Raw genomic sequence first — 25,096 nt, forward strand, 5'->3', positions numbered from 1 at the left:
TGAATTTAGATTTTCTTAAATAGAACGCAAGCGTTATGCCCGCCAAATCCAAAAGTATTGCTCATGGCTACTTTTACATCTTTCTTCACAGCATCGTTAAACGTAAAGTTAAGTCTGCTGTCAATATTTTCATCATCAGTGAAATGGTTGATGGTAGGAGGAACAATACCATGAATAATAGTTCCCAACGCAGCGATAGCTTCAATGACACCTGCTGCCCCTAAAAGGTGACCTGTCATTGACTTAGTAGAATTAATCTGAATGTCAAAAGCATGCTCGCCTAATAATTTCGAAATTGCGTTGGATTCTGCGATATCTCCTAATGGAGTAGAGGTACCGTGCATATTGATATGGTCTACTTCATCAGCAGTTAAGCCTGCATCTTCCAAACAGTTTTTCATTACCAGATAAGCACCAAGGCCTTCAGGATGTGGAGCTGTCATGTGGTGTGCATCAGCACTTAGCCCACCTCCAAGTAATTCTGCATAAATTGTGGCACCACGTTTTACCGCGTGCTCATATTCTTCAAGAACGATGCATCCTGCTCCCTCACCCAATACAAATCCATCTCTGTCTTTATCAAAAGGTCTTGAAGCTGTTTTAGGATCGTCATTTCTTGTAGAAAGTGCCATCATTGCATTGAATCCACCGACACCACTTGCTGTAACGGCTGCTTCTGAGCCTCCGCACACAATCACGTCTGCTTTTCCCAGTTGGATCAGCATTTTGGAATCAATAATAGCGTTTGCTGAAGATGCGCATGCAGATACTGTGGTATAATTTGGACCATGGAAACCGTATTCAATAGAGATATGTCCCGGAGTAATATCCGCGATCATTTTAGGGATAAAGAATGGATTAAACCTCGGAATTTCCGTATTGGCCCATCCTAATACCTCTGTTTCAAAAGTCTCTAAACCTCCGATTCCGGAACCCCAGATTACACCGACTCTGTTTTTATCAACATTGTCTTCAATAATTCCGGAATGTGCCACAGCTTCTTTAGCTGCCACAAGCCCCAATTGAGTATTTCGGTCCATTTTTTTAGCTTCTTTCTTATCAAAATGCTGTAACGGATCGAAATTTTTCACTTCGCAAGCGAACTTCGTTTTAAAGTTTGTGGCATCAAAAAGAGTAATCGGAGCGGCACCGCTCTCACCTTTCACAAGATTTTCCCAGTATTCTTTTGCATTATTTCCAATTGGTGTTATTGCTCCAAACCCGGTTACAACTACTCTTTTTAATTCCATAAACTTTGTTTAATTTCTTTTTTGTTGAAGAATATTATTTATTTACTACTTCTTCGATGTAAGCGATAGCGTGTCCTACCGTAGTAATTTTTTCAGCTTGATCATCAGGGATTTGAATGTTAAATTCTTTTTCAAATTCCATGATTAACTCAACCGTATCTAGTGAGTCAGCTCCTAAATCGTTAGTGAAGCTAGCTTCAGGAGTTACTTCTGTTTCTTCAACGTCAAGCTTATCAGCGATGATAGCTTTTACTCTTGATGCAATGTCTGACATAGTAAATTATTTTTTTTAATTGTTAGATGGTGCAAATATATAAAATTCTTTACGATAAAACATTTTTTTAGTCTTTTTTGTGGACAGGAGGACTTCATTTTAGCTCTTGCTACTTTAGTCTTTTAGTTTTCAGTAGGTTATATTTTTGCTTTGACGGTAGATATCAAAACTTCCATGATCAGGTGTAAAAATAAGTAGGATAGAAATTTTCGGATTCTGTTCCATACAAGATCATTTTCTAAAATGAAGAAAGATAAAAAACGATATTTGATAAAGGTTTTTTTAAAAATAAGTGATATTTTTCTTGTATATTTTGACGTATACAACATTATATAAGTAATATTGGATGAAATAATCTCTATATTTGTATACTATGAAATTAACACGTTAGCTTTTCTGAAATAATACATCAAACTTTGTAAAAGAGCAGTTCATTAACTGTTCTCAGTATTAATTGTATAAAGCTATCAAAATGAAAAATTTCTTTGAAAGTCCTTTTAAAGGCAAAATCATAAAAGACCATATTCAGAATCCTAATATTATTGCAGGTAAATATTCTTACTATTCTGGATACTATCACGAACATTCCTTTGACGATTGCGCGCGCTATCTTCTTGACAGAGATGATGTGGATAAACTAATTATAGGATCTTATTGTTCTATAGGAACAGGAGTAAGTTTTATTATGTGTGGAAATCAGGGACATCGTCATGACTGGATTTCCAGTTTTCCTTTCTTTATATATGTCTGAAGTTGACAGCTTCAAAAATAGTAAAGACGCTTTTGAACCTGCCGGAGATACCATCATAGGAAATGATGTCTGGATTGGAGGAGAGGCTATGATCATGCCGGGAATTACAATAGGCGATGGTGCCGTGATCGGAAGCCGTGCATTGGTCACGAAAAATGTAGAACCCTATACCATTGTAGGTGGTAATCCTGCCAAACCCATAAAGAAAAGATTCAGCGATTACCACATTGGATTACTGCTGGAAATGAAATGGTGGGAGTGGGATGAACAGGTGCTTGAACGAGCTGTTCGGATACTTTGTTCTGAGAATATAGAAGAATTATATGAATTTTATAAACAGCTGAAATAAAAGAGGCCCGATACCGGGGTCTTTTTTATGATATCAAGATCATCATCATTGCTTTCAGGATGAATACAGATTTGTGAGCTTTTTAACAAAGCTAAGTTGAGCTTTACAACAAAGGTCGAAAGTGATTATTATCAGAAATTTGTTCTGTAAAATTAAAATAGACACATATGGAAAGCATAGACAAAGCTTATATCAACGGTGAATTTGTAACGTTGACTGGTCATGAAACTTTTGAACTTATTAATCCTTCGGATCATCAGAAGATCGGAGAAGTTGTACTGGGAAACGAAATAGACGCACAACAAGCCATTGCTGCTGCAAAGGAAGCTTTTAAAACATTCTCAAGAACCAGCATTGAAGAACGTATTCTTATTCTTAATAATCTTAAAAGTGCCGTGAAAAACCGCAAAAAAGATCTTATTGAGACCATGATTTTGGAATATGGTGGTACCAGACAGTTTTGTACGGCTAGTTTTCAAAATATGATAAGTGGCTTCGACAGTATGATAGAGACTCTGAGACATTTTGAATTTGTCAGAAAGGAAGGGAATACTTCAGTGCAGATGACTCCTGTGGGTGTAGTGGGAATTATTACCCCATGGAACTCCAGTAACAGTTTTATCTGCAACAAATTTGCTACTGCTGTTGCTGCGGGCTGTACGGTTGTCGTAAAACCCAGTGAGATGAGTGCATTGCAAACCCGGATTATTATAGAATGCTTTCATAGTGCGGGATTACCTAAAGGAATTTTTAATGTAGTAAATGGTTTGGGAAATGTAGTTGGAACTGAGATTGTAAGCAGCCCGGATATCTCCAAAATATCATTTACAGGCTCCACACAGACGGGCAAAATGATTGCAAAGGGTGCGGTAGATACTATGAAAAGGGTGACGCTGGAATTGGGAGGGAAATCACCAAATATTATCCTTGATGATGCTGATTTAACACAGGTTATTCCTCAGGCTGTTTTTGCGGCTTATATGAATAGCGGCCAGGCATGTATTGCCCCTACACGTTTATTAGTTCCTTATTCAAAACTAGAAGAAGTAAATGCAATAGCTAAAATAGCCGTGGAACAGGTGCGGGTAGGAAATCCCGAAGATGAAGAAACGAACGTTGGTCCCATGGTGTCCGAAAAGCAGTATGAGCGTGTACAAAACTACATTAAGATTGGAATAGAAGAAGGAGCTGAACTATTGGCTGGAGGAATAGGAAAGCCTGAAGGTTTTGAAAATGGAAATTTTGTTAAGGCTACCATTTTTACGAATGTACGAAACGATATGAGAATTGCCAGAGAAGAAATTTTTGGCCCTGTACTGTCTATTATTCCTTATCATAATGACGAAGAAGCTATTGCCATTGCCAACGATACTACATACGGATTAGCTGCCTATATTTCCTCACAGGACGAGAGACGCGCAGTGAATGTAGCTTCAAGGATCGAAGCAGGCAGGATTTGTATCAATGGTTTTAAACATGACCCCCTGGCACCTTTCGGAGGTTTTAAACAATCAGGAATAGGAAGAGAGTTTGGGGCTTATGGCCTGGAAGAATATTTAGAATTAAAATCAATTTTAATATAAAAAAATAAAAATATTATATTTAACAGTCAGGTCGAAACTTTTTGGCTTGAATCTATTTATTTAATAGTATAAAAATGGCTGAAAACTTAGAGTATATCAACTATTCATGTTACTTTACTGCTTTTCGTGAAGGGGAACAGTTTGCTTCTTACAATGCCTTGTCTATGGTGATTTCAGGAGAAATGGAGCTTAATGGCGGAGTGCATAGGCAAGTGTTTCGAAGTGGAGATGTTTATCTGGTAAGAAAAAACCAGCTTATAAAGTTTTTGAAAAAACCAGGAAAAGAAACGGAATTCAAATCTCTATCCATTAGATTTGATGAAAGATTATTAAACCAAATGAGTACTGAAGAGCACTTTGTGGTTCAGGAAAAAATAAAAACACCAGCTTTTATTGAGTTACCTCAGGTTTCTCATTTAAGATACTTTATGGAATCCCTGTTACAATATCAGGATTTGCTGGAAAATAAATCCCCTGAACTTGCTTTGGTTAAGCAGAAAGAGGCATTATTACTCTTATTTGAATATGATATTTCTTTTAAAAACATTTTATACGATATTTCAGACCCGTATAAAATTAATCTTGAGGAATTTATGCTCAGGAATTATCATTTTAACGTGAAGCTTGATCGGTTTGCTTATCTTACGGGAAGAAGCCTGGCTACTTTTAAAAGAGATTTTGAAAAAATATTTGGAGTAGCTCCCGGAAAATGGCTGCTTCAAAAGAGATTGCAGGAAGCCCGATATCTTTTAGAAAAAGGAAAAAAAGCATCTGAAATTTATATTGATCTGGGATTTGAGGATCTCTCTCATTTTTCCTTTGTCTTTAAAAAACAATTTGGATTATCACCGAGTAAGCTGCTATCATAAGGCTGCTATTGAGAATAAAAAAGAGAATCTAAAATTTAGATTCTCTTTTTTTGGTGGAGTTGGAGGGATTCGAACCCTCGTCCAAACAAGCAATACATAAGCTTTCTACATGCTTATTCTACCATTGGTTTTCGACTGAAAGCAGAGGATAGACACCCAACTCCCAGCTTATCTTCTAAGTTTTCGTGTTGTAGCCGAAGTTTCTACAGCCTTATTTCCGCATTCCTATATCCCAGAATCAAACGCCGCAGAACAGAGCATTTGTGGAATATCTTGCTTCCCTACTGAAATCTTCGGGAAAACGCTTGATCTACTATACTTCGATATTAAGCTGCAAGAGCGAACTCTTCGTTGCCAGTTAAAATTTTGTAGCAAGGGATTAAAGAGATCGCGCTACGGTTCTCTGCATGCTTACTTACCCATTGGTCTTGCTGTCGAAACCAGTCAACCCCATGAATAAAGTGAGTGCAAAGATAAATTATTTTGTTCAAATACCGTTAATACTATTCATAGCTTTTTTAAATTATAGTCATTATGTTTAATTAAGGGCTGGTTCACTCATAAAAAGAAGGGGAACGTTGTTAATACTTTCAGGTTTTATTCCCTGTTTTTTAAGAGTACCCATCCGGAAAGTTCTTCCGGTTTCTCAGTTAGTCGGTTTTCCCATGATAATTTATACCAGTAAGTGTCAGTAGGGAGGGGTCTTCCAAGGTATTTACCGTCCCATACGGGATTTTTTGAACTGATCTTAAAGACAGATTTCCCATACCGATCAAAAATTCCTCCGTTAAAATTTCCATATTTACTGATGGCACTAAAATCAATAACATCATTAATTCCATCTCCATTAGGAGTGATTATATTAGCCATGAAAAAAGTGTAATATTCGGTGCGAGAAAGACAAGTTACCCCTTTGTTTCTTACAGAAATAGGATATTTTGTATTTCTGAGAACCTGGAAAATATGAGAAGATTGCCAGGTAATTCCGTCATCGATAGAATATTCTAATGGAGTAGTTCCGTTTTTTTTTGCAATAATGGTTAAAACCGGATCTTTATACAGTATTTCCAGAATCTTTGGAGTTGGAATATATGAAACGGTAGCATTAAATGTTTTTGAGCAAGATCTGTTATTGATTATTACGGTGTAGGTTCCTGAGGTGCTTACACTGATAGTTTGTGTAGTGGCACCGGTATTCCATTGGTATGTGTAACCAGGACCTGTACCTGCATCTAAAATTGCAGTATCTCCCTGGCAAACCTCAATATTATGTAATGTTGATACAATTTCAGGAACAACAGTAATTGTAATGCTGGCAGTGGATGTACAGCCATTAGCTCCGGTTCCGGTGGCAGAATAGGTCGTCGTCGTCGTTGGGTTTACTGTTTGTGTATTTCCGATTCCGGGAAGAGTATTCCATATATAGGAGGTGGCTCCGGTTGCTGTTATAGTAACAGATTCACCCTTGCAAATGGTAAGTTTGGATGATGAAAGTATAATTGTTGGGGGAGCTGTATTTCTTATGACAGTAATAGAAGATTGCTGGCTGCATCCATTAGGTGTTGCACTGGTAATTCTGAGAGTATAATTACCACTATTATTGATGACCGGAGTAAGAGTATTGCCTCCTGAAACAATATTTCCTCCACCTGTAGCAGTCCATAAGAATGTTGCACCGGGCTGATAAACAGAAGATGTAGCATCTAAGGTGATTTGTGAAGTAGTACAGGTGATTTCAGCTGGGGTAGCAATATTGATAATTATTGAAGGATCCATTGTTACAGTGACTGACTTTTGATATTGACATCCTACCGCTGTTGTTACTGTTGCGGTGTATGTTCCCGGTGCTGTTATTGTATTAGTAGCAGTATTGACACCGTTAGACCAGAAAAAAGTGTTTCCTGTGCCTGTTGCGGTTGCGGTTAATGTAGTAGATGTACCTTGACAGAAAGTTGTGGACCCGCTAATCTGAAGATTGGGATCAGTGCCCGATGTAATTGTAATGCTTACCGGATTGCTTGTACATGTTCCGTTATTATTGGTTAACGTATATGTTCCGGCTGTACTGACTGTAATAGATGGAGTTGTTTCTCCTGTTGACCATGTGTTTCCTGCAGATAAATTGGAGGTTAAGATGACACTATTGCCATTGCATATTGCATTAGCTGAAGCAGAAATGATAGGAGAGGGTTTTGAATTGACAATTAATTGAAGCTCTGCAATTTTATAGCAGGGCATAGATTTTATTCTCACATATATTGTAGCATTTCCCGATACATAGGCTGCTGGATTGGTAATTGTGTTTGCATTTCCAGCGATAGCATCAGCCTGAGATACGTAATAATCAAAAGTAACACCAGGAGTGGAACTAAGGTTATTTTGAGCTGAAGTAAGATCGAAAGTTGCTGTTGATGAATTTGAACATTGACTTAAAGTGGAATTTTGCACTACCGGAACATTTCCCTGAGTAACGGTAACTGATTTCTGATACTGACATCCTGCTGGTGTCGTTGCTGTTACTGAATAAGTGCCCGGTGTTGAAACTGAGGTGGTGTTTCCTGTTGTTCCGTTGGACCATGAGTAGGTATTTCCCGTGCCAGTTGAAGAAGCGGTAAGTTGTGTTGGTGTCTCGCAAAAAACAAAATTTCCTGTAATTTGTATATTAGGATCGGATTCACTGGTAATAGTTATGGAAGCCGGTAAGCTGATACACCCTGTTGTATTATTGATGAGGGTATACGTTCCTGGAGTTGTAACGGTAATAGATGGTGTTGTTTCTCCTGTCGACCATGTGTTTCCGGTAGATTGGTTGGAGGTAAGAATGATATTTCCTCCATAACAAATAGTAGGAGATGAAGCGGTTATTACTGGGGTTGTGGTAGTTGTGATTGTAAGTTGAAGTTCCGCAATCTTGGCGCATGTTGTGGAAGATTTTACCCTTACATAAATGATTGCATTTCCTGATACATAGGCATTCGGATTGGTAATTGTGTTGGTGTTTCCGGCTATGGCATCAGCCTGAGATACGTAATAATCAAAAGTAACACCAGGAGTTGAACTAAGGTTATTTTGAGCTGAAGTAAGATCGAAAGTCGCTGTTGATGAATTTGAACATTGGCTTAGAGTGGAATTTTGCACTACCGGAACATTTCCCTGAGTAACGGTAACTGATTTCTGATACTGACATCCTGCTGGTGTCGTCGCCGTTACTGAATAAGTTCCCGGTGTTGAAACTGAGGTGGTGTTTCCTGTTGTTCCGTTGGACCATGAGTAGGTATTTCCCGTGCCAGTTGAAGAAGCGGTAAGTTGTGTTGGTGTCTCGCAAAGAATAAAATTTCCTGTAATTTGTATATTCGGATCAGCTTCGCCTGTAATAGTAACGGAAGCCGGGGAACTAATGCATCCCGTTGTGCTATTGGTGAGTGTATAGGTTCCGGGAGTTGTTATTGTAATGGATGGTGTTGTTTCTCCTGTCGACCATGTGTTTCCTGTGGGTTGATTGGATGTGAGAGTGATATTCCCCCCATAGCAGATAGTAGGAGAGGAAGCGGTAATTGTAGGGGGAGGGGCCGGAGTGATAACAAGCTGTATTTTGCTATCTGAATTATCACATAATGATTGTGCATTGTCTTTAATGAAAACGATAATCGTTGTGTTTGAATTAAACTGAAAATTACTAGGATTGACAATAGGAGTTGAGCTTCCCTGAACATAATAAGTAAAAGTATAATTGTTTGGATTGGAAGTAAGCTGAGCATTGAAAGAAGTTAGATCTACCGTATTGTTTCCGGGACAGAATGATTTCGTAATAGTACTTTGAAGAACAGGAATTTTATCCGTGTAAATTTTAACGTTTTTAACGGAACTTCTAGCTGACGCTCCTCCTGTCGATGCAGAAAAACCAAAGTATCCCTGTGTCATATTGGCGGCTCCTCCTGAGGGAGCAAAAGACTGGGTGGTAATAAGATTGCCGTCGATCCGCACGGTGATGATCCAGTTTGCCATATTTGCTTGGTCTATTTGCCCGGTTACTTCAACGTGTTTATATGTAGAACCTACAAAAGGCTGTGTTGAGTTGAGGTCGGCAGAATGGAATGAGCTTCCGGGTGTATTATTGAATTCTATATTATTTCCCGCAGTATTATTTGTACCATATAAAATATGGACCTTACTCATTTGCCTTTCATTACTATTATTGAAAATATCAAAACCAACCATCAGGCCAGAAGCATTGGCAGGTATCCCTAATCCACCGCCTGATACAAATCCTGTTGGAGGATTGGCAAGATACCAGAAAGCAAAACCGTCTCCTCTTCCAAAACTGGATGTCCCGTTTCCATCAATTCTGAAGTCAAATTCAACTTTCCATTTATCACAATATCGTAGATTGATTGGTGCGTTCAGATTTATAGCTCCTGATTTACCTGGTTGATCGTCAACAAGTCTAACGAAATCTCCACTTACTATGGTGCTTGGGACTATGGTCCATCCGGTTGTATTTACAGGATTTCCCGTTAATTGATATGTTTGAGATAAGAGTGTATTATTTATACAAAATAAAAGAATAAGAGAATACAGAAGTAGTTTTTTTTTCATTGGTTTTTGTTTGATTTTACAAATGTATTTTTTTAATACTTATTGATAATGAGGGTGTTGTGTATAAGATAAATAGGTGTGTAGGAGATTAATTGATTTATTTCTTTTTTATTAAAATAACTCCTGGTTTTTACATTAAACTCGGCTTAATACAGTATTTTTTTTGATTTTGAAAAAAAGTTTTAAGGAATATTTTGCAGTTAATGAAAAAAAAAGTACTTTTGCAATCCAAAATGAGATGTAAAATATGTTAATAATTCCAGTTAAAGATGGTGAATCCATCGACAGAGCTTTAAAAAAATACAAAAGAAAATTTGATAAAACAGGTACAGTTCGTCAATTAAGATCTAGACAAGCGTTTATCAAGCCTTCTGTAACTTTGAGACAATCTAAGTTGAAAGCTGCTTACAAGCAAAGAGCACTTAGCAAAGAAGAGCAGGCTTAAGAATTTTTTCTTAAATCACATATTAATTCACTTCTTAAATTCTTATATTTGAGGAGTGAATTTTTATTTTTATACCTAAAGCGATGTTGGATAAATTTTTAACATATTTACAATTCGAAAAGAGGTATTCTCCCCATACCATCACAAGTTACAAAAAAGACCTTGGTGATTTTTCTTATTTCTACCTCAAAACAGAGTCCTCTGAAGATATTTCCAAAGCCGATAAAAAAGTAATACGGAATTTTATTGTTAAACTAAGCGAAAATGATATTTCAAAAAGGAGTATCAATAGAAAATTATCTTCACTCAGAAGTTTTTTTCTTTTTCTTCTTAAAATAGGGGAGATTGAGATTTCTCCTTTGGAAGGGATATCTTCTCTGAAGTTTTATCCTGAAAAACAGATCCCTATGTCCAGAGAGGAAATGGCAGATCTCAATGACAGAATTTTTGCGCAGGTACACGATGTACTTGAAAAATGTATTGTGGAGGTATTGTACCAGACAGGTATGCGAAAAGCAGAACTTTGTGGCCTGATATTTGAGAATATTGATTTAAATGAGAACGAATTAAAAGTCATTGGTAAAGGGAATAAAGAAAGGGTGATTCCTATTTCCAATGAGCTGTCTGAACTTTTGAGAAGTTATCTTGAAATTAGAAAACCACAGACAGAATATAAATCATACTTTTTTGTAAATAAGAAGGGGAAAAAACTCAATGAAAAATTTGTTTATGTGGTAGTTAATAAGTACCTTAGTCTTATAACAACAAAGGAAAAAAGAAGTCCTCATATCCTCCGCCATAGCTTTGCTACTCACGTGTTGGATAATGGGGCGGAGATCTCCAAAGTAAAAAAAATATTAGGGCATTCCAGTCTTGCCAGTACTCAGGTCTATACGAATGCTAATATTGAACAATTGAAAAAAGTGTTTAATCAAGCTCACCCTCGAGCATCAAAAAAAGAAGAATTATGAAGATTTCAGTACAATCAATTGGTTTAACTCCTCACGAACCACTAGAATCACACATCGAAAAAAAAGTAGGTAAATTAGATACCTTCTATGACAAAATTCAAGAGTGTAAAATCTTTTTGAAAGTAGAAAATAATTCCGATAAAGCGAATAAAACAGCCGAGATTATTTTGGCGGTTCCGGGAGATGATATTGTAGTAAAGAAAACAACTGTCAGTTTTGAAGAAAGTTTGGACCTATGCGTTGATACTGCTAAAAAGCTACTAATCAAGAAAAAAGAAATGGCTTAGGAAAAAAAGTCAAAAAAAGTTTATAAAAAATTTGAGAATTCAAAAAATCCGTTCTATATTTGCACTCGCAAAAAAGGAACAGTGATCTTTTGAATTCTTTTTTATATTTGCCTCCATAGCTCAGTTGGCCAGAGCACGTGATTTGTAATCTCGGGGTCGTGGGTTCGAATCCCTCTGGAGGCTCATAAAATATAAACTTTTGGGGAGATTCCAGAGTGGCTAAATGGGACTGACTGTAACTCAGTTGCTTCGGCTTCGTAGGTTCGAATCCTGCTCTCCCCACTTATATTTTTATAAAAAAAACTTGCAGGATTAAATAAGTTTTCTTAGTTTTGCACAGCGTTTACCAATGGTTTTGGAAACAAAATTGCGGAAGTAGCTCAGTTGGTAGAGCGTCAGCCTTCCAAGCTGAATGTCGCGGGTTCGACCCCCGTCTTCCGCTCAAAAAATTACGAATAAAAGTAATTTTTTTTAACTGCTGAAATGTAATGAGTAGAGTTTCTCAACCACTTTCAGGTTTAAATAATATTAAATGCCTCCATAGCTCAGTTGGCCAGAGCACGTGATTTGTAATCTCGGGGTCGTGGGTTCGAATCCCTCTGGAGGCTCTATTTAATATAAAATATCTGGGGAGATTCCAGAGTGGCTAAATGGGACTGACTGTAACTCAGTTGCTTCGGCTTCGTAGGTTCGAATCCTGCTCTCCCCACATTTTATATTAGAAAAAAAAGTTGCAGGATTAAATAAGTTTTCTTAGTTTTGCACAGCGTTTACCAATAATTTTGGAAACAAAATTGCGGAAGTAGCTCAGTTGGTAGAGCGTCAGCCTTCCAAGCTGAATGTCGCGGGTTCGACCCCCGTCTTCCGCTCAAAAAAATCACGCTTTTAGTGTGATTTTTTTAGTTGATGCCGACTTAGCTCAGCGGTAGAGTGCTTCCTTGGTAAGGAAGAGGTCACGGGTTCAAGTCCCGTAGTTGGCTCTCGATTTTCCCGAATTTCTTTCGGGATTTTTTTTGCCTTTATTTTAGAAAACAAAAATAAGTTCTTGAGAAAAAATATCCTTTCTTTATAAAACATATTTCATGTTCTTATATAAGGAATACGTTCGGTGGCTAAAAAATTATTAAATTCGTGTAAAATAAATTTTGATGAATATTCTTTTGTTAGAAGATGATCTCATTCTTTCTGCAGAGCTTTGCAGGTTTTTAGAATCTAATAATTTCACTTGTGATAAGATCTATGACGGAGAAACTTTTCTTCGCCAGATTAAAAATAATAACTACAACCTGTATTTGCTAGATATCAATGTACCTAAAGTAAACGGGCTTGATGTTTGTCAGACCATCCGTTCATTTGATAAAAGTACTCCTATCATTATTATTTCGGCTTATGGTGATATTTCAGATAAAAAAGATGCCTTTACCAGACTTGCAGATGATTATCTTGTTAAGCCCTTCCAGTTTGAAGAATTGCTATTAAGAATCAATTCTCTGCTTAGAAGAAAAGCAACCTCTGATAGTTCTGATCAGGATATTATAAGAATTGATGATTTGATTATTAATAAAACAGAACAGAAGGTATATCGTGGAGGTAATGAGATCGCACTTACCCTAAAAGAATTCCAATTATTGGTTTACCTTGCAGAAGCACAGGGGAGAACAGTTTCCAAACAGCAAATTACAGAGCATGTATGGGAACACAATTTTAACACCAATACCAATACCGTAGAAGTATATATTAATTTTTTAAGAAAAAAGATTGATAAAGACTTTAAAATAAAATTGATCCATACCCGTTCAGGTTTCGGATACTACTTAAGCCCATTATAGATGTCTTTAAAGAGAAAGATAGCATTAACGATTAGTATTGCCTTTTCATTGCTTTTTGGAATGGTAATGGCGGTTATTTATTTATCTTTTAACGATTTCAGGAGAGACGAGTTTAAAGAAAGATTCAGGCAGCGATTAGAGTTTACGACTCATTTTATTTCAAAATCCAAGGACTTTGAAGAAGAAGCTCCTGTTTTTTTTAATGAAAATTCAGATAATATTCTTCTGAATGAGACGATTTTGATTTTTAATCAAAAAAAAGAACTAGTCTACAGTACTATTAAAGACCGGAATGTTACCTGGGATACTACCATGCTTAAGGAATTGGATAGGAAAAAGATTATTTATACTGAAAAGACGGTTCCTGAGATTTACGCGGCATTAAGAAATATCAATGGAGAAAACTATTATATTCTTACCAGTGCTTTCGATACCAATGGAAAATCAAAACTAGGATATCTAAAATATCTCTTGGTCACTGCTTACGTGATGAGTACGCTTCTTATCGGCTTTTTCAGCTATTATTTCGTAGAGAAATTTTTACACCCTCTGGAAGATTTAAATAAAGAAATTTCAGAAGTAACGGCCCACAAATTGACAAAGCAGATTCCGGTTCAGAATTCTAATGACGAAATCAGCGTTCTTGCAAAGTCTTTTAACACCATGATTGCAAGATTAAACGATGTCTTTCAGTCGCAGAAAGATTTTACAGCCAGTGCATCCCATGAGATCAGAACTCCTATTACCAGAATGGCTTTTCAGCTGGAGAACCTGATCAAATTTGAAGAACATTCGCCGGAAACACTTTCTTCTTTGCGACAAATTCAACGTGATGTTTACCAATTGTCTGATTTAACCAACTCTTTATTGCTTCTTACCAAATTTGATAAAGAGAATATCCAGACGATATACGAGGAGGTAAGAATTGATGAAGTTATTTTTGAAGCATTTGAAGGGGTAGAAAAAAGCTATCCGGATCTTAAAATGGACTTTCTGATTACTGAAGAGACCTCAGAAAATGCTTTTCTGACTATAAGTGGGATTCAGTCTTTATTGGTTATTGTTTTTATTAATCTTTTTAAAAACGCTGCCATCTATTCGGACAGTGCTGAAGTGAAAGTGTTAATAACTGAAACCAATGACAATCTTGCTGTTGAAGTCATTTCCCATGGAGAGACTATTTCTGAAGAAGAACAGTCTAAGCTATTTGAAGCTTTTATGAGGGGAAATAATACCCAAAATATTGCAGGATCAGGCCTCGGCCTTAGAATTGTAAAACGAATTCTGGAATATCATAATGCTAAGATTGTATATTCTTCTCCTGCTGAGCATGTCAATACATTTAGTATCGTTTTTAGAAAATAATCATAATAAATTATTCTTTGTAAAATATTGTGGATTGTTTCTGTTAAACTATAGATTGAATTTTCTATAAAAATTCCAATAGTGGAGAATAATTTTTATTCTTCAAAAATCGAAATATCATTTAAAATGTCCTGTTTAAGGACATTTTAATTTTTTTTTAAGCCTCATTTAAGTTTCTTTTAATCACTTCAAAGCAATTTTGTAATTTAAAAAGAAAAATAATGAACAGAATTGCAATGCTGTGCCTGGCCATTTCCTCATCTGCGGCAGCACAACAGCAAATGTCTCTTTTGGAGTGTGAAGAAGCTTTCCAGAAGAATAACCTTCAATTGCTTGCTGCTCAATATAACATCAGCGAAGCAGAAGCAGATATTATTCAGGCAAAAATCTGGGATCAGCCTAATTTATCTGTGGAGCTGAATGCTTTTGACCCGGAGAATAACAAAGTTCTTCACATAGGCTCTACAGGAGCAAAAGAATTTGGTATCGATCAGCTTCTTGTCCTGGGTGGAAAAAGAAAGAACGAAGTAGCATTTGCAAAATCCAATAAAGAAATTGCAGAACTCCAGTTCAAAGGATTGGTGATAGACCTGAGAGCCCAATTGAGAAACACTTTCTACAGTATTATTTTTGATGAAAAAAAAGAACAAAATGTAGATCTTCAGCTGAAGTATATTACGAATCTGCTCAATGCCTACGAAAGTCAGAATAAAAAAGGGAATGTTTCATTAAAAGATGTGGTGAGACTTCAGTCCCTGGTAATAGGATTACAAAATGATAGAACTGAGATCACCAATAATATCATTCAGGAAAAACAGACGCTGAAGCTGCTTACCGGAAACAAGACAGATATTGAACCGATAATTTCTGAAGAAGAATTAGAGCAGCTATTCAACAGGCAACCATTGATAAATCTGGAAGAGTTGCAACAAAAAGCAGTAGAAAACAATACCAATTACCTCACCTTCATCAAAATTACAGAAAGCAGTCAGCTTAATCTAAAATGGCAAAAATCTCTTAATATTCCTGATTTGACAGTGGGAGCGCGCTACACCCAAAGAGGGGCCGCTTTTGACAATCAGGTTGCCGTATCTTTTGGAATCCCCATCCCTTTGTGGAAAAAGAATAAAGGGAATGAGATGAAAGCCGAATTCCAGATCGAAGAAAGTAAAAAGGATGAAGAAAGACAAAAACAAGAGTTGCTGGCCCAGGTCAATACCACTTACAAAATATGGGACAATCAGTACCAGCAGTATTATACTTTGAAACCTCATGATTTTAAAAATATGGATTTGGTATTTAACGGAATCGTCACCAACTTCCAAAGAGGGAATGTAAGTCTTATTGAATTCACAGACTTCATGGAAAGCTACAAGCAAAGTGTTCTTCACATTTATGATATGAAAAAACAGATTATGCTTTCAGCAGAGCAACTTAATCAACTCGTACAAACGAAAATCTTCTATTAAAATAATGAAAAAATATATTATCCCTGTATTGGTAGGTCTGTCATTAATGGCTTGCTCTAAGAAAGAGGAAGAAAAAACAAATCAGGCTAAAAAAGGATTCGAACTGAGTAATACCATGTTGAATTCCATTTCTTTAGCTAAAGTTGAAACAAAAAATATTGAAAATGAGTATAGTTTTTACGGAAAGATTTCAGCAGATAAAAATAGCTATATAGATGTTTACCCACTGGTTGGGGGCAATGTAATGAGTGTGAATGTTGAGCTGGGTGATTATGTTAAAAAAGGTCAGATTCTGGCCACAATCAGAAGTACAGAACTTGCGGAAATTCAAAAAGATGTAAGTGATGCCAAAACAGATTTGGTCGTTGCCAAGAACAATTTGCGGGTTTCCAAAGAATTATATGAAGGAAAACTGAATACCGAAAGAGATGTGCTGGAAGCAAAAAGTCAATTACAGAAGGCACAGGATCAGTTGCAGAGAGCTACAGCTGTAAGTACAGTTTATAATGTCAAAACCGGGAATATCTATAGTGTTATTGCTCCTATCAACGGTTATATTGTTCAGAAAAATATCAATAAAGATATGCAGTTGAGAAGCGACAGAAGTGAAAATATTTTTGATGTTGCCAATACCACCAATGTATGGGCAATTATGAACGTTAATGAATCTGACATTGATAAAATAAACCTGGGTATGAAAGCTCAGGTATCCACTCTTTCTTATCCTGATAAAGTATTTGATGGGAAAATTGATAAAATATTTAAAATTATTGACCCGCAAACCAATGCAATGCAGGCGAGAGTTGTTCTGAATAATGCCAATGGATTACTTATCCCGGATAGCAAGGCAACGATAAAAGTTTTCAATTCGGAAAATAATACCATGTTGACTGTTCCCTCTAAGTCTGTCATTTTTGATGATAATAAAAGTTTTGTCGTTATTTTCAAATCACGGACAGACGTCAAGATCAGAGAGGTTAAAGTATTGAAGCAGGTGGGCGATATCACTTATATAACAGATGGTCTTAAAGAAGGAGAAGAAGTGATCACTAATAATCAGCTTTTGATATACCGCTCCTTGAATAGCTAAAAACTGTAGTGATTTAAAATAATTTCTTTCAACGGCTTTTTTAGGTCATCAATGTATCAGTCATGAATAAATTCATTAAAAATATAATTGCTTTTTCACTAAAAAATAAAGCATTTACCTTTATCTGGGTCGCTATTTTGGCAATATCCGGATTCATAAGCTTCAAAAATATGCCCATTGAAGCTTTTCCGGATGTAACCAATACTCAGATTGTCATCATAACCCAGTGGAATGGGCGTAGTGCAGAAGAAGTAGAACGTTTTGTTACTACACCCATCGAATTGGCCATGAGCCCTGTTCAGAAGAAGACAAGTGTGAGAAGTACCACTATGTTTGGACTCTCTATTGTTAAAATTCTGTTTGATGACGGGGTGGATGATACTTTTGCCAGAAATCAGGTCAATAACCAATTAAGAACCATTAGCCTGCCTGATGAAGTAGATCCGGAAGTACAACCACCCTATGGGCCTACCGGTGAGATTTTCAGATATACACTGGAAAGTAAAACAAAAGACTCCCGTAAGCTGCTAACTCTGCAAAACTGGGTCATTGATCGTGCTTTACGAGGAGTACCCGGTGTAGCTGATATTAACGTCTTCGGAGGTCAGGATAAAGTTTTTGAGCTGAGTATTGATCCCAGAGCTTTGGATAAATACAATCTGACTCCACTTCAGGTGTATGATGCCGTTACGAAAAGCAACCTTAATGTAGGGGGAGATGTTATTGAAAAAAATGGGCAGGCTTATGTCGTAAGAGGGATAGGTTTGGTAAAATCTGCTACAGATATCGGGAATATTACCATTCAGAACGATAGTGGAAATCCTGTTTTGGTAAAAAATGTTGCAGAAGTTCATGAGAGCTCCATGCCGAGAGTAGGGCAGGCTGCCCTCAATAATCATGATGATACCGTAGAAGGAATTGTCGTGATGAGAAAAGGGGAGAACCCGAGAGAAGTACTGGTAGGAGTAAAAGCCAAAATCAAAGAACTCAATGAAAAGATCCTACCCAAAGATGTAAAAATGGTAACCTTCTACGATCGTGACAATCTCATGGACTTTACAACGAAAACCGTAATGCATAACCTTATTGAAGGAATTGTACTGGTAACGGTAATTGTTTTAATTTTCATGGCAGACTGGAGAACGACGCTGATAGTTTCCATTATCATTCCGTTATCCCTGTTGTTCGCATTTTTATGTTTAAAACTTGCCGGGATGAGCGCAAATTTACTTTCATTAGGTGCTGTAGACTTCGGGATTATCATTGACGGAGCCGTCGTCATGGTGGAAGGTCTCTTTGTAATGCTGGATCATAAAGCTCATAAATATGGGATGGAGAAATTTAATAAACTGGCGAAAGGAGGCTGGATCAAACAAACGGGAACCGGATTGGGAAAATCAATTTTCTTCTCCAAGTTAATTATCATTACTTCCCTTCTCCCGATTTTTTCTTTCCAGAAAGTAGAAGGGAAGATGTTCTCTCCTTTAGCCTTTACATTGGGATTTGCTTTAATAGGAGCCCTAATCTTTACATTGACGCTGGTACCGGTTTTATCCCATATTCTTTTAAATAAAAATGTAAAAGAAAAAAATAACCCGTTTGTGAATTTCTGGGATAGGATTGTGCTAAAAGGCTTTAATATGACATTTAAGCATAAAAAAATGAGCATGATCGTTGCCATTTCATTTCTTGCCGTGACTTTGTTTTCAGGGAAATTTTTAGGAACAGAGTTTCTTCCGCAGCTTAATGAAGGGTCTCTCTGGATTACTGCCGAAATGCCAATGAGCTCATCATTAAAAGAATCTCTCAAAACAGCCAATCTTCTAAAGAAAGATATTCTGAGCTTTTCCGAAGTAACCGATGTTTTGGCGCAGACAGGTAGAAGCAATGACGGAACGGATCCCAACGGGTTTGGGTTCGTACAATTTGCAGTCAACCTTCAGCCCAGAGACGAGTGGAAACGGAAGATCACCTATGAAGAATTAATCAATGAAATTGATAAAAAGCTAAGAAGCTATCAGGGAATTACTTTTAATTATTCACAACCGATTTCAGATAACGTAGCGGAAGCTGTGGCAGGATTTAAAGCTGAAAACGGAATAAAAATTTATGGAGATAATCTTGAAACCTTAGATAAACTAGCCCATGAAGTTTTAACAAAGATCAAAGATGTGGATGGGGTAAAAGATCCGGGAATCATTAAAAATATTGGTCAACCGGAAGTAAGCGTAGTCTTAGACAGAGATAAAATGGCTGCCTATGGAGTCATGCCCGCTGATGCACAAGCTGTATTAGAAATGGCATTCGGAGGAAAAACAGCTTCTGAAATGTTTGATGGCGAAAGAAAATTTCCGATTCGTCTTCGCTATTCCCAGGAGTACAGAACGGATGAAAATGATATTGCTTCACTAATGGTACCTACACAGGATGGAGCTAAAATTCCTTTAAAAGAGATCAGTACTATCGTTAAAGATAACGGTGCTGCATTTATTTACAGAGATAATATCAAAAGATATATTGGAGTGAAATTTTCCATTCGGGACCGGGACCTGGGAGGAACAATTGCTGATGCACAAAAAAAAGTAGCAACTATTGAACTTCCTGATGGGTATTCTGTAGGATGGACGGGGCAGTTTGAGAATCAACAACGTGCCTCTCACAGGTTGGCTCAGGTGGTACCTGTAAGTATTTTGATGATATTCTTCCTTTTGTTTGTGCTTTTTGGAAATATGAAAGATTCTCTTCTTGTTTTAGCCAATGTCCCTTTTGCATTGATTGGAGGAATCATTGCTTTGCATGTTACAGGAATCAATTTTGGTATTTCCGCAGGGGTAGGGATGATTGCTCTTCTCGGAATCTGTATCCAGAATGGGGTAATTCTTATTACAGAGTTTCATCAGAATGTCCGAGACGGTTTGGATATTGATACGGCTATCCTTGCCGGAGTGAAATCCAGAACCAGGCCAGTGATCATGACCGCTCTTATGGCGTCGATAGGATTGATGCCCGCAGCATTATCAACGGGAATTGGCTCAGAGTCTCAAAAACCTCTGGCCATTGTGATCATCGGAGGATTGATCACTGCAACGGTGCTTACCCTGCTTATTTTCCCTATTATATTCTGGATTTTCAATAGAACTAAAAAGCTGCGCCAAGCCTGATTATCTTTTATTTTATATATTAATTGAGTCTGGAATATTCTGTATTTCAGGCTTTTTCATAAAAGGTTTCAGAAAGTTTTTTTCAATCGGGAAAAATTACGTAAATTTGCAGTCTCAATACGTTAAATATAAGGTTTGTCCTTCATTGGATGAGAATATTGAAAGTTTTTTAAATAAAAAGTTTTTGGTATTTAAAAATTCATTATATTTGCACACCGAAAATTTGAAAAACAATAAATAAATAATTTTAAATCATGGCAAAGGAAACGTTTAATCGTAACAAACCACACTTGAACATTGGTACTATTGGTCACGTTGACCATGGTAAAACTACTCTTACAGCTGCTATTTCTGCTGTATTAGCTAGCAAAGGTCTTGCTGAGAAAAAAGACTTCTCTGCAATTGACTCTGCTCCAGAAGAAAAAGAAAGAGGTATTACTATCAATACTGCTCACATTGAATACGAAACTGAAAAAAGACACTATGCTCACGTTGACTGTCCAGGTCACGCCGACTATGTTAAGAACATGGTAACTGGTGCTGCTCAGATGGATGGAGCTATCGTAGTATGTGCTGCAACTGACGGTCCAATGCCTCAGACTAGAGAACATATCCTACTTTGCCGTCAGGTAAACGTACCAAGAATCGTTGTTTTTATGAACAAAGTTGACATGGTAGATGACGCTGAATTATTAGAGCTAGTTGAAATGGAACTTAGAGACTTATTGTCTACTTACGAATTTGACGGAGATAACTCTCCAGTAATTCAAGGTTCTGCACTAGGAGCTCTTACGGCTGCTACTGCTTCTCCTGCTAACACAGAAGATAAGTGGTTCAAAAGCGTAGAAGAATTAATGGATGCTGTTGATACTTGGATCGAGCAACCACCAAGAGATACTGATAAGCCTTTCTTGATGCCAATCGAAGACGTATTCTCTATTACAGGTAGAGGTACTGTAGCAACTGGTAGAATCGAGGCTGGTGTTATCAACACTGGTGATCCAGTTGATATCGTAGGTATGGGTGACGAGAAATTAACTTCTACTATTACAGGAGTTGAGATGTTCAGAAAGATCCTAGATAGAGGTGAAGCTGGAGATAACGTAGGTCTATTGTTGAGAGGTATTGAAAAAACTGACATCAAGAGAGGTATGGTTATCGCTAAGAAAGATTCAGTGAAACCACACAAAAAATTCAAAGCTTCTGTTTATATCCTTTCTAAGGAAGAAGGTGGACGTCACACTCCATTCCACAACAAGTACCGTCCTCAGTTCTACGTAAGAACTACTGACGTTACAGGTGAAATCTTCTTACCAGAAGGTGTAGAAATGGTAATGCCAGGAGATAACTTAGAGATCACTGTAGAATTGTTACAGCCAATCGCTCTTAACGTAGGTCTTAGATTTGCGATCAGAGAAGGAGGTAGAACAGTTGGATCTGGTCAGGTTACTGAAATCTTAGATTAATATCTTAAAATAAATAAAGCTTCCGCAAGGAATCTCTTGCGGAAGCTTTTATCTACGGGCATCGTCCAATGGTAGGATACCGGTCTCCAAAACCGTTGATCAGGGTTCGAATCCTTGTGCCCGTGCAAATATAAATTATGAGTTCATTTGTCGATTTTTTAAAAGGTTCTTATAACGAATTTAGACATAAAGTTGAATGGCCAAAATGGGCTGACCTTCAGTCATCTACAATTGTAGTGACTATTGCGACAGTGATCTTGGCTTTATTTACTTTTGGAGTTGATGAATTGTTTTCAAAAGCAATCAGCAACATAATAGGAATGCTAATCAACTTGTTCAATTAATTAAAAGTATTTTCCCAAAATGAGCGAATTGAAATGGTATGTGCTGAAAGCAATCAGCGGACAGGAAAATAAGGTAAAAAACTATATTGAGACAGAAATCAAACGTTTAGGGTTTGAGCAGTACGTTACTCAGGTGGTTATTCCTATGGAAAAGGTAATTCAGATTAGAAACGGTAAAAAAGTTCCTAAAGAAAGACCTTACTATCCTGGATACTTAATGATTGAAGCTGAACTGATGGGAGAGATTCCTCACGTTATCAAAAATATCCCTGGAGTTATTTCTTTCCTGAGCTTAACAAAAGGAGGAGATCCTGTTCCCATGAGAAAATCTGAAGTAAACAGAATGTTGGGAAGAATGGATGAGCTTTCAGAATTTGCAAGCGATGTTGAAATCCCTTATATTGTTGGTGAAAACGTTAAAGTAATTGACGGTCCATTCAACGGATTCAATGGTACAGTTGAGAAAATTCTTGAGGACAAAAAGAAAATTGAAGTTTCTGTATTGATCTTCGGTAGAAAAACCCCTATGGAATTGAGCTATATGCAAGTAGAAAAAGTATAATTAAAATATACTTCAAAATATATTAAGATCGCCTAAAGGCGATCTTTTTTTATTTAATGTTTTTAAAATTAGTAGTAGAAAATAATAAGTAGAGAAAAGAATATGGACTCACCTATACTTTTTAACTAAACTCTTGTTGCTATTACTATAATTACCCAGAAGAGGCTTTTATATCTATGGAAGTGGAGAGAACCTGGTGGAGTGGGATACCACGAATGCAATAATCTGATCACAGTACTTGTTGCTGATTTAGCGGAAGAATTGATAAGTCTACATTATTTTTTTACTCCCTGGTTGTGTATGTAGGTTTTAAAATGTTTTACTTTATGTTGTTTAGTAATTTTATTTCATAGGATATAGTTGATTGAGCTTTCTTATATAGTTAAACTGTTGTTTAATTATTTTGTTTTTTTTACATTCAACTTTTTTCTTAATTAAAAAAGAGAAAGTTTTGTTAGCTTAATGCTTCTATATAACACTTTGACTTTTTGAAAAAATATCACATATATGGGAAAACCTTTGTGTTTACTTGCTAATAAAGGGTTTCTATTATGTATTTCACTTTTTATGGCATGCTTATTGCAACCTATCAATCCTGTAATCCAAAAAACTTATATTTTTCATATTTATTACATTGCTTTTTTGCAATGGCGATTTTTTATGTCTTTTAGATGGAAATTCACATGGAAAATGAAATTTGGGTACTTAAAACACAAACTTTATATAAACACATAGCCTAATGACAAAAATTACTTCGATTATTCTTTTACTGGGTGCAGTTTGGATAAATGCACAGGTTGGAATTAATACAACTAAACCTGAAAAAGAGTTAACAGTTAATGGTACCATGAAAACATCAGGGATGGTTTTCAAGAAACCTATGGAAAAGTTAGGGGCAGATGAAAACTATACTTTCATCATTAAGTCTCCTGCACCGGAGAACAAGATTACGGCTTATAACGATTCTTTTGTTCCTAATTCTCCTGCTCCCATTAATTTGGTGCAGTTTAAAATTACCTGTGATCCTTCAGATAAAGACTGGGTAAATCAATTTGATACGAAGATTAATTCAAATAAATTCCTTGTCGTGATTTCTTCTTTTGGATTCACACAACCTACCAGAACTTATTCTGCAGATTGGCTTACACCAATGCCTCAGATATTTGCTTATGCTGACGGAGGTACCTGGAAACTTAAAGCAGATTACCAGGGGTTTTCTCCGGATTCTTCGTTTCCTACCGGAGTATGGACCTTGAATTTATTAGTATTTGATAGATCTTATGCTAAGGATTTTAATTCTACTCAGGATCTTAGAGCTTCTACTACCGGTTCAGCCGCAGCTCCGTTAATTCAATAAAAACATAAACGATATGAAAAAAATTATTACAATATTCCTGATGACTTTTGCTGTTTTAGCTATAAAAGCTCAGGTTGGAATTAATACAAGTACACCCAAAGGGATGTTGGATGTAGAAGGAGAAACATTAGTTGAGTCTTATTTAATTGATACAGAAAATGCTACGGCAAGAGGAAATTATCTTCTTCTTACCCGTTCCAAAGATACTTCACCTGTAGGAAAAGTAAAGCTGTTGGATATCTCGCTCCGTAATGTAGCACCTGTAAATATGTATAATGTTGTATTGAAAAATGTGAAGTTGGATGAAGTCGTTAATTTGAATACAGGATTAGATGCTGATAAATATGTTGTGGCTATTACAGGTGCTGTTTTTACCGGAGCGGTATCAGCAGCAAATACTTCAACTACTCCAAAATCGTATGGTTCTTATTCCACAGAAATTACTCAGGTAACAAAAAGCGGGAAGAAATATCATGCGATCAATTTAAGTTTTAAAGGAGCAGGAACTGTCTCATCGGTAAACGGTACCTGGACTCTTACCTTAAACGTATTTGAAAAATCACTGGTGAAAGACTGGGGTACTTTTAATGGTTCAGTTTCATCGTCAGCTTCACCTGCTTATTCAGGAGTTTCAACCAATACGCCTTTAGGGCTTCAATAAAAAACATATGAAAAAGAAAATTTATATTACCATCATCATGTGTCTGGGGATGTTTTTGAACGCTCAGAGAGGGAAGGTAGGAATAAATACCTCCAATCCTGTTGAGACGCTTGATGTCAATGGAAAAACGCACACGAATTCTTTATACCTTAGAAATCCGGGTGAACCTACAATGACCGGAGGTAGTTTTTTAGCTACTTCAGAAAATGCAATGCAACTCTATGATCCTACACTGGAAAGCAGTGGATTATTTAATTACCTGAAACTTTCTCTTACCGGAGTATCCGGAGCAGGAATTACAGACTATGATACAAAAATAGATGCCAATAATTTCCTTGTGGTGCTTCATAACTATTCATTCAAACTCAATGACGGAACAACTAACGTTATGTTGGATTACGGAGATAATGGAGTGAA

Annotated in this window: 18 protein-coding genes, 8 tRNA genes, 1 other RNA gene and 2 pseudogenes; 25 read left to right on the forward strand and 4 right to left on the reverse strand. The window is 36.7% G+C overall.

The features are described from left to right. Positions 1-5: 5 nt before the first annotated feature. Together fabF and C1631_RS08055 are read right to left on the reverse strand one after the other, a co-directional pair. Positions 6-1,250: a beta-ketoacyl-ACP synthase II gene (gene fabF / locus C1631_RS08050; RefSeq protein WP_103247066.1), complete on the reverse strand. Its 1,245-nt coding sequence runs from the start codon at positions 1,248-1,250 to the stop codon at positions 6-8. 34 nt (positions 1,251-1,284) lie between these two features. Continuing rightward, positions 1,285-1,524: an acyl carrier protein gene (locus tag C1631_RS08055; protein WP_002976354.1), complete on the reverse strand. Its 240-nt coding sequence runs from the start codon at positions 1,522-1,524 to the stop codon at positions 1,285-1,287. A gap of 472 nt (positions 1,525-1,996) precedes the next feature. On the opposite strand from C1631_RS08055, the pseudogene catB reads away from it, so the two are divergent. From catB to C1631_RS08070, 3 genes and pseudogenes are all read left to right on the forward strand, one after another. Next, positions 1,997-2,624 (forward strand): annotated as a pseudogene (gene catB, locus C1631_RS08060) (type B chloramphenicol O-acetyltransferase). 167 nt (positions 2,625-2,791) lie between these two features. After that, a complete protein-coding gene (locus C1631_RS08065) occupies positions 2,792-4,207 on the forward strand; it encodes an aldehyde dehydrogenase family protein (RefSeq protein ID WP_103247067.1) in 1,416 nt (471 codons plus the stop codon). A gap of 74 nt (positions 4,208-4,281) precedes the next feature. Beyond that, positions 4,282-5,076 carry a helix-turn-helix domain-containing protein gene (locus C1631_RS08070; RefSeq protein ID WP_109711610.1) on the forward strand — a complete coding sequence of 265 codons (795 nt, stop codon included), beginning with the start codon at positions 4,282-4,284 and terminating at the stop codon, positions 5,074-5,076. 51 nt (positions 5,077-5,127) lie between these two features. Here the strand turns inward: C1631_RS08070 and ssrA are convergent. Then, positions 5,128-5,528: a transfer-messenger RNA gene (ssrA, locus tag C1631_RS08075) on the reverse strand. Positions 5,529-5,673: 145 nt separating this feature from the next. Next, positions 5,674-9,672 carry an FIDD domain-containing protein gene (locus C1631_RS08080; RefSeq protein WP_109711612.1) on the reverse strand — a complete coding sequence of 1,333 codons (3,999 nt, stop codon included), beginning with the start codon at positions 9,670-9,672 and terminating at the stop codon, positions 5,674-5,676. Positions 9,673-9,919: 247 nt separating this feature from the next. Here C1631_RS08080 and rpsU point away from each other — a divergent pair, with 247 nt between their 5' ends. The 22 genes and pseudogenes from rpsU to C1631_RS08195 form a co-directional block, all read left to right on the forward strand. Next, on the forward strand, positions 9,920-10,117 hold the full coding sequence (gene rpsU, locus C1631_RS08085) for a 30S ribosomal protein S21 (protein WP_045501128.1): 198 nt from the start codon (positions 9,920-9,922) through the stop codon (positions 10,115-10,117). Positions 10,118-10,200: 83 nt separating this feature from the next. Beyond that, positions 10,201-11,088 (forward strand): phage lytic cycle repressor MrpR family protein, encoded by an 888-nt coding sequence (locus tag C1631_RS08090; RefSeq protein ID WP_103247070.1) that lies wholly within the window; start codon positions 10,201-10,203, stop codon positions 11,086-11,088. Continuing rightward, positions 11,085-11,375 carry an HPF/RaiA family ribosome-associated protein gene (locus tag C1631_RS08095; RefSeq protein ID WP_103247071.1) on the forward strand — a complete coding sequence of 97 codons (291 nt, stop codon included), beginning with the start codon at positions 11,085-11,087 and terminating at the stop codon, positions 11,373-11,375. The genes C1631_RS08090 and C1631_RS08095 overlap by 4 nt, the downstream gene beginning before the upstream one ends. 109 nt (positions 11,376-11,484) lie before the next feature. Beyond that, positions 11,485-11,558: transfer RNA gene (locus C1631_RS08100), tRNA-Thr, on the forward strand. 18 nt (positions 11,559-11,576) lie between these two features. Continuing rightward, positions 11,577-11,657 (forward strand) — tRNA-Tyr (locus C1631_RS08105). A gap of 87 nt (positions 11,658-11,744) precedes the next feature. Continuing rightward, a tRNA-Gly gene (locus tag C1631_RS08110) sits at positions 11,745-11,817 on the forward strand. A 92-nt stretch (positions 11,818-11,909) separates the two neighbouring features. Then, positions 11,910-11,983 (forward strand) — tRNA-Thr (locus tag C1631_RS08115). A gap of 20 nt (positions 11,984-12,003) precedes the next feature. Further along, a tRNA-Tyr gene (locus C1631_RS08120) sits at positions 12,004-12,084 on the forward strand. A gap of 87 nt (positions 12,085-12,171) precedes the next feature. Continuing rightward, positions 12,172-12,244 (forward strand) — tRNA-Gly (locus C1631_RS08125). 39 nt (positions 12,245-12,283) lie between these two features. Beyond that, positions 12,284-12,355: transfer RNA gene (locus tag C1631_RS08130), tRNA-Thr, on the forward strand. Between the two features lie 168 nt (positions 12,356-12,523). Next, positions 12,524-13,204, forward strand: a complete 681-nt coding sequence (locus C1631_RS08135; protein ID WP_103247072.1) for a response regulator transcription factor — start codon at positions 12,524-12,526, stop codon at positions 13,202-13,204. Then, positions 13,205-14,569, forward strand: coding sequence for a HAMP domain-containing sensor histidine kinase (locus C1631_RS08140; protein WP_109711614.1), 1,365 nt, complete (start codon positions 13,205-13,207; stop codon positions 14,567-14,569). A 221-nt stretch (positions 14,570-14,790) separates the two neighbouring features. Continuing rightward, the gene (locus C1631_RS08145; RefSeq protein WP_185144658.1) at positions 14,791-16,038 is read left to right on the forward strand and encodes a TolC family protein; all 1,248 of its coding nucleotides are present in this window, start codon (positions 14,791-14,793) and stop codon (positions 16,036-16,038) included. 4 nt (positions 16,039-16,042) lie between these two features. Then, positions 16,043-17,128 (forward strand): efflux RND transporter periplasmic adaptor subunit, encoded by a 1,086-nt coding sequence (locus C1631_RS08150; protein WP_103248833.1) that lies wholly within the window; start codon positions 16,043-16,045, stop codon positions 17,126-17,128. A gap of 62 nt (positions 17,129-17,190) precedes the next feature. Continuing rightward, positions 17,191-20,289 (forward strand): efflux RND transporter permease subunit, encoded by a 3,099-nt coding sequence (locus C1631_RS08155; protein WP_109711616.1) that lies wholly within the window; start codon positions 17,191-17,193, stop codon positions 20,287-20,289. 254 nt (positions 20,290-20,543) lie between these two features. Continuing rightward, on the forward strand, positions 20,544-21,755 hold the full coding sequence (gene tuf, locus C1631_RS08160; RefSeq protein ID WP_109711618.1) for an elongation factor Tu: 1,212 nt from the start codon (positions 20,544-20,546) through the stop codon (positions 21,753-21,755). Between the two features lie 54 nt (positions 21,756-21,809). Further along, positions 21,810-21,880 (forward strand) — tRNA-Trp (locus C1631_RS08165). A 12-nt stretch (positions 21,881-21,892) separates the two neighbouring features. Then, positions 21,893-22,099 (forward strand): preprotein translocase subunit SecE, encoded by a 207-nt coding sequence (secE, locus tag C1631_RS08170; protein WP_002976410.1) that lies wholly within the window; start codon positions 21,893-21,895, stop codon positions 22,097-22,099. Between the two features lie 19 nt (positions 22,100-22,118). Beyond that, on the forward strand, positions 22,119-22,661 hold the full coding sequence (nusG, locus tag C1631_RS08175) for a transcription termination/antitermination protein NusG (protein ID WP_039369546.1): 543 nt from the start codon (positions 22,119-22,121) through the stop codon (positions 22,659-22,661). A 739-nt stretch (positions 22,662-23,400) separates the two neighbouring features. Further along, the gene (locus C1631_RS08185) at positions 23,401-24,018 is read left to right on the forward strand and encodes a hypothetical protein (protein ID WP_103247208.1); all 618 of its coding nucleotides are present in this window, start codon (positions 23,401-23,403) and stop codon (positions 24,016-24,018) included. Positions 24,019-24,031: 13 nt separating this feature from the next. Next, a complete protein-coding gene (locus tag C1631_RS08190; RefSeq protein WP_103247207.1) occupies positions 24,032-24,679 on the forward strand; it encodes a hypothetical protein in 648 nt (215 codons plus the stop codon). Between the two features lie 7 nt (positions 24,680-24,686). Next, a pseudogene (locus C1631_RS08195) lies at positions 24,687-25,096 on the forward strand (hypothetical protein); the annotation flags it as partial.

It is taken from the genome of Chryseobacterium phosphatilyticum (assembly GCF_002899825.2).
Taxonomy (GTDB): Bacteria; Bacteroidota; Bacteroidia; order Flavobacteriales; family Weeksellaceae; genus Chryseobacterium; species Chryseobacterium phosphatilyticum.

Bases quoted from the DNA above. Each gene is read 5' to 3' on its own strand.
- C1631_RS08055 (WP_002976354.1), bottom strand. From the start codon at position 1,524: ATGTCAGACATTGCATCAAGAGTAAAAGCTATCATCGCTGATAAGCTT.
- C1631_RS08155 (WP_109711616.1), top strand. From the start codon at position 17,191: ATGAATAAATTCATTAAAAATATAATTGCTTTTTCACTAAAAAATAAA.
- C1631_RS08140 (WP_109711614.1), top strand. From the start codon at position 13,205: ATGTCTTTAAAGAGAAAGATAGCATTAACGATTAGTATTGCCTTTTCA.
- C1631_RS08070 (WP_109711610.1), top strand. From the start codon at position 4,282: ATGGCTGAAAACTTAGAGTATATCAACTATTCATGTTACTTTACTGCT.
- C1631_RS08090 (WP_103247070.1), top strand. From the start codon at position 10,201: ATGTTGGATAAATTTTTAACATATTTACAATTCGAAAAGAGGTATTCT.
- C1631_RS08080 (WP_109711612.1), bottom strand. From the start codon at position 9,672: ATGAAAAAAAAACTACTTCTGTATTCTCTTATTCTTTTATTTTGTATA.
- rpsU (WP_045501128.1), top strand. From the start codon at position 9,920: ATGTTAATAATTCCAGTTAAAGATGGTGAATCCATCGACAGAGCTTTA.
- fabF (WP_103247066.1), bottom strand. From the start codon at position 1,250: ATGGAATTAAAAAGAGTAGTTGTAACCGGGTTTGGAGCAATAACACCA.
- C1631_RS08150 (WP_103248833.1), top strand. From the start codon at position 16,043: ATGAAAAAATATATTATCCCTGTATTGGTAGGTCTGTCATTAATGGCT.
- C1631_RS08145 (WP_185144658.1), top strand. From the start codon at position 14,791: ATGAACAGAATTGCAATGCTGTGCCTGGCCATTTCCTCATCTGCGGCA.
- C1631_RS08135 (WP_103247072.1), top strand. From the start codon at position 12,524: ATGAATATTCTTTTGTTAGAAGATGATCTCATTCTTTCTGCAGAGCTT.
- C1631_RS08185 (WP_103247208.1), top strand. From the start codon at position 23,401: ATGACAAAAATTACTTCGATTATTCTTTTACTGGGTGCAGTTTGGATA.
- C1631_RS08065 (WP_103247067.1), top strand. From the start codon at position 2,792: ATGGAAAGCATAGACAAAGCTTATATCAACGGTGAATTTGTAACGTTG.
- C1631_RS08190 (WP_103247207.1), top strand. From the start codon at position 24,032: ATGAAAAAAATTATTACAATATTCCTGATGACTTTTGCTGTTTTAGCT.
- nusG (WP_039369546.1), top strand. From the start codon at position 22,119: ATGAGCGAATTGAAATGGTATGTGCTGAAAGCAATCAGCGGACAGGAA.
- secE (WP_002976410.1), top strand. From the start codon at position 21,893: ATGAGTTCATTTGTCGATTTTTTAAAAGGTTCTTATAACGAATTTAGA.
- tuf (WP_109711618.1), top strand. From the start codon at position 20,544: ATGGCAAAGGAAACGTTTAATCGTAACAAACCACACTTGAACATTGGT.
- C1631_RS08095 (WP_103247071.1), top strand. From the start codon at position 11,085: ATGAAGATTTCAGTACAATCAATTGGTTTAACTCCTCACGAACCACTA.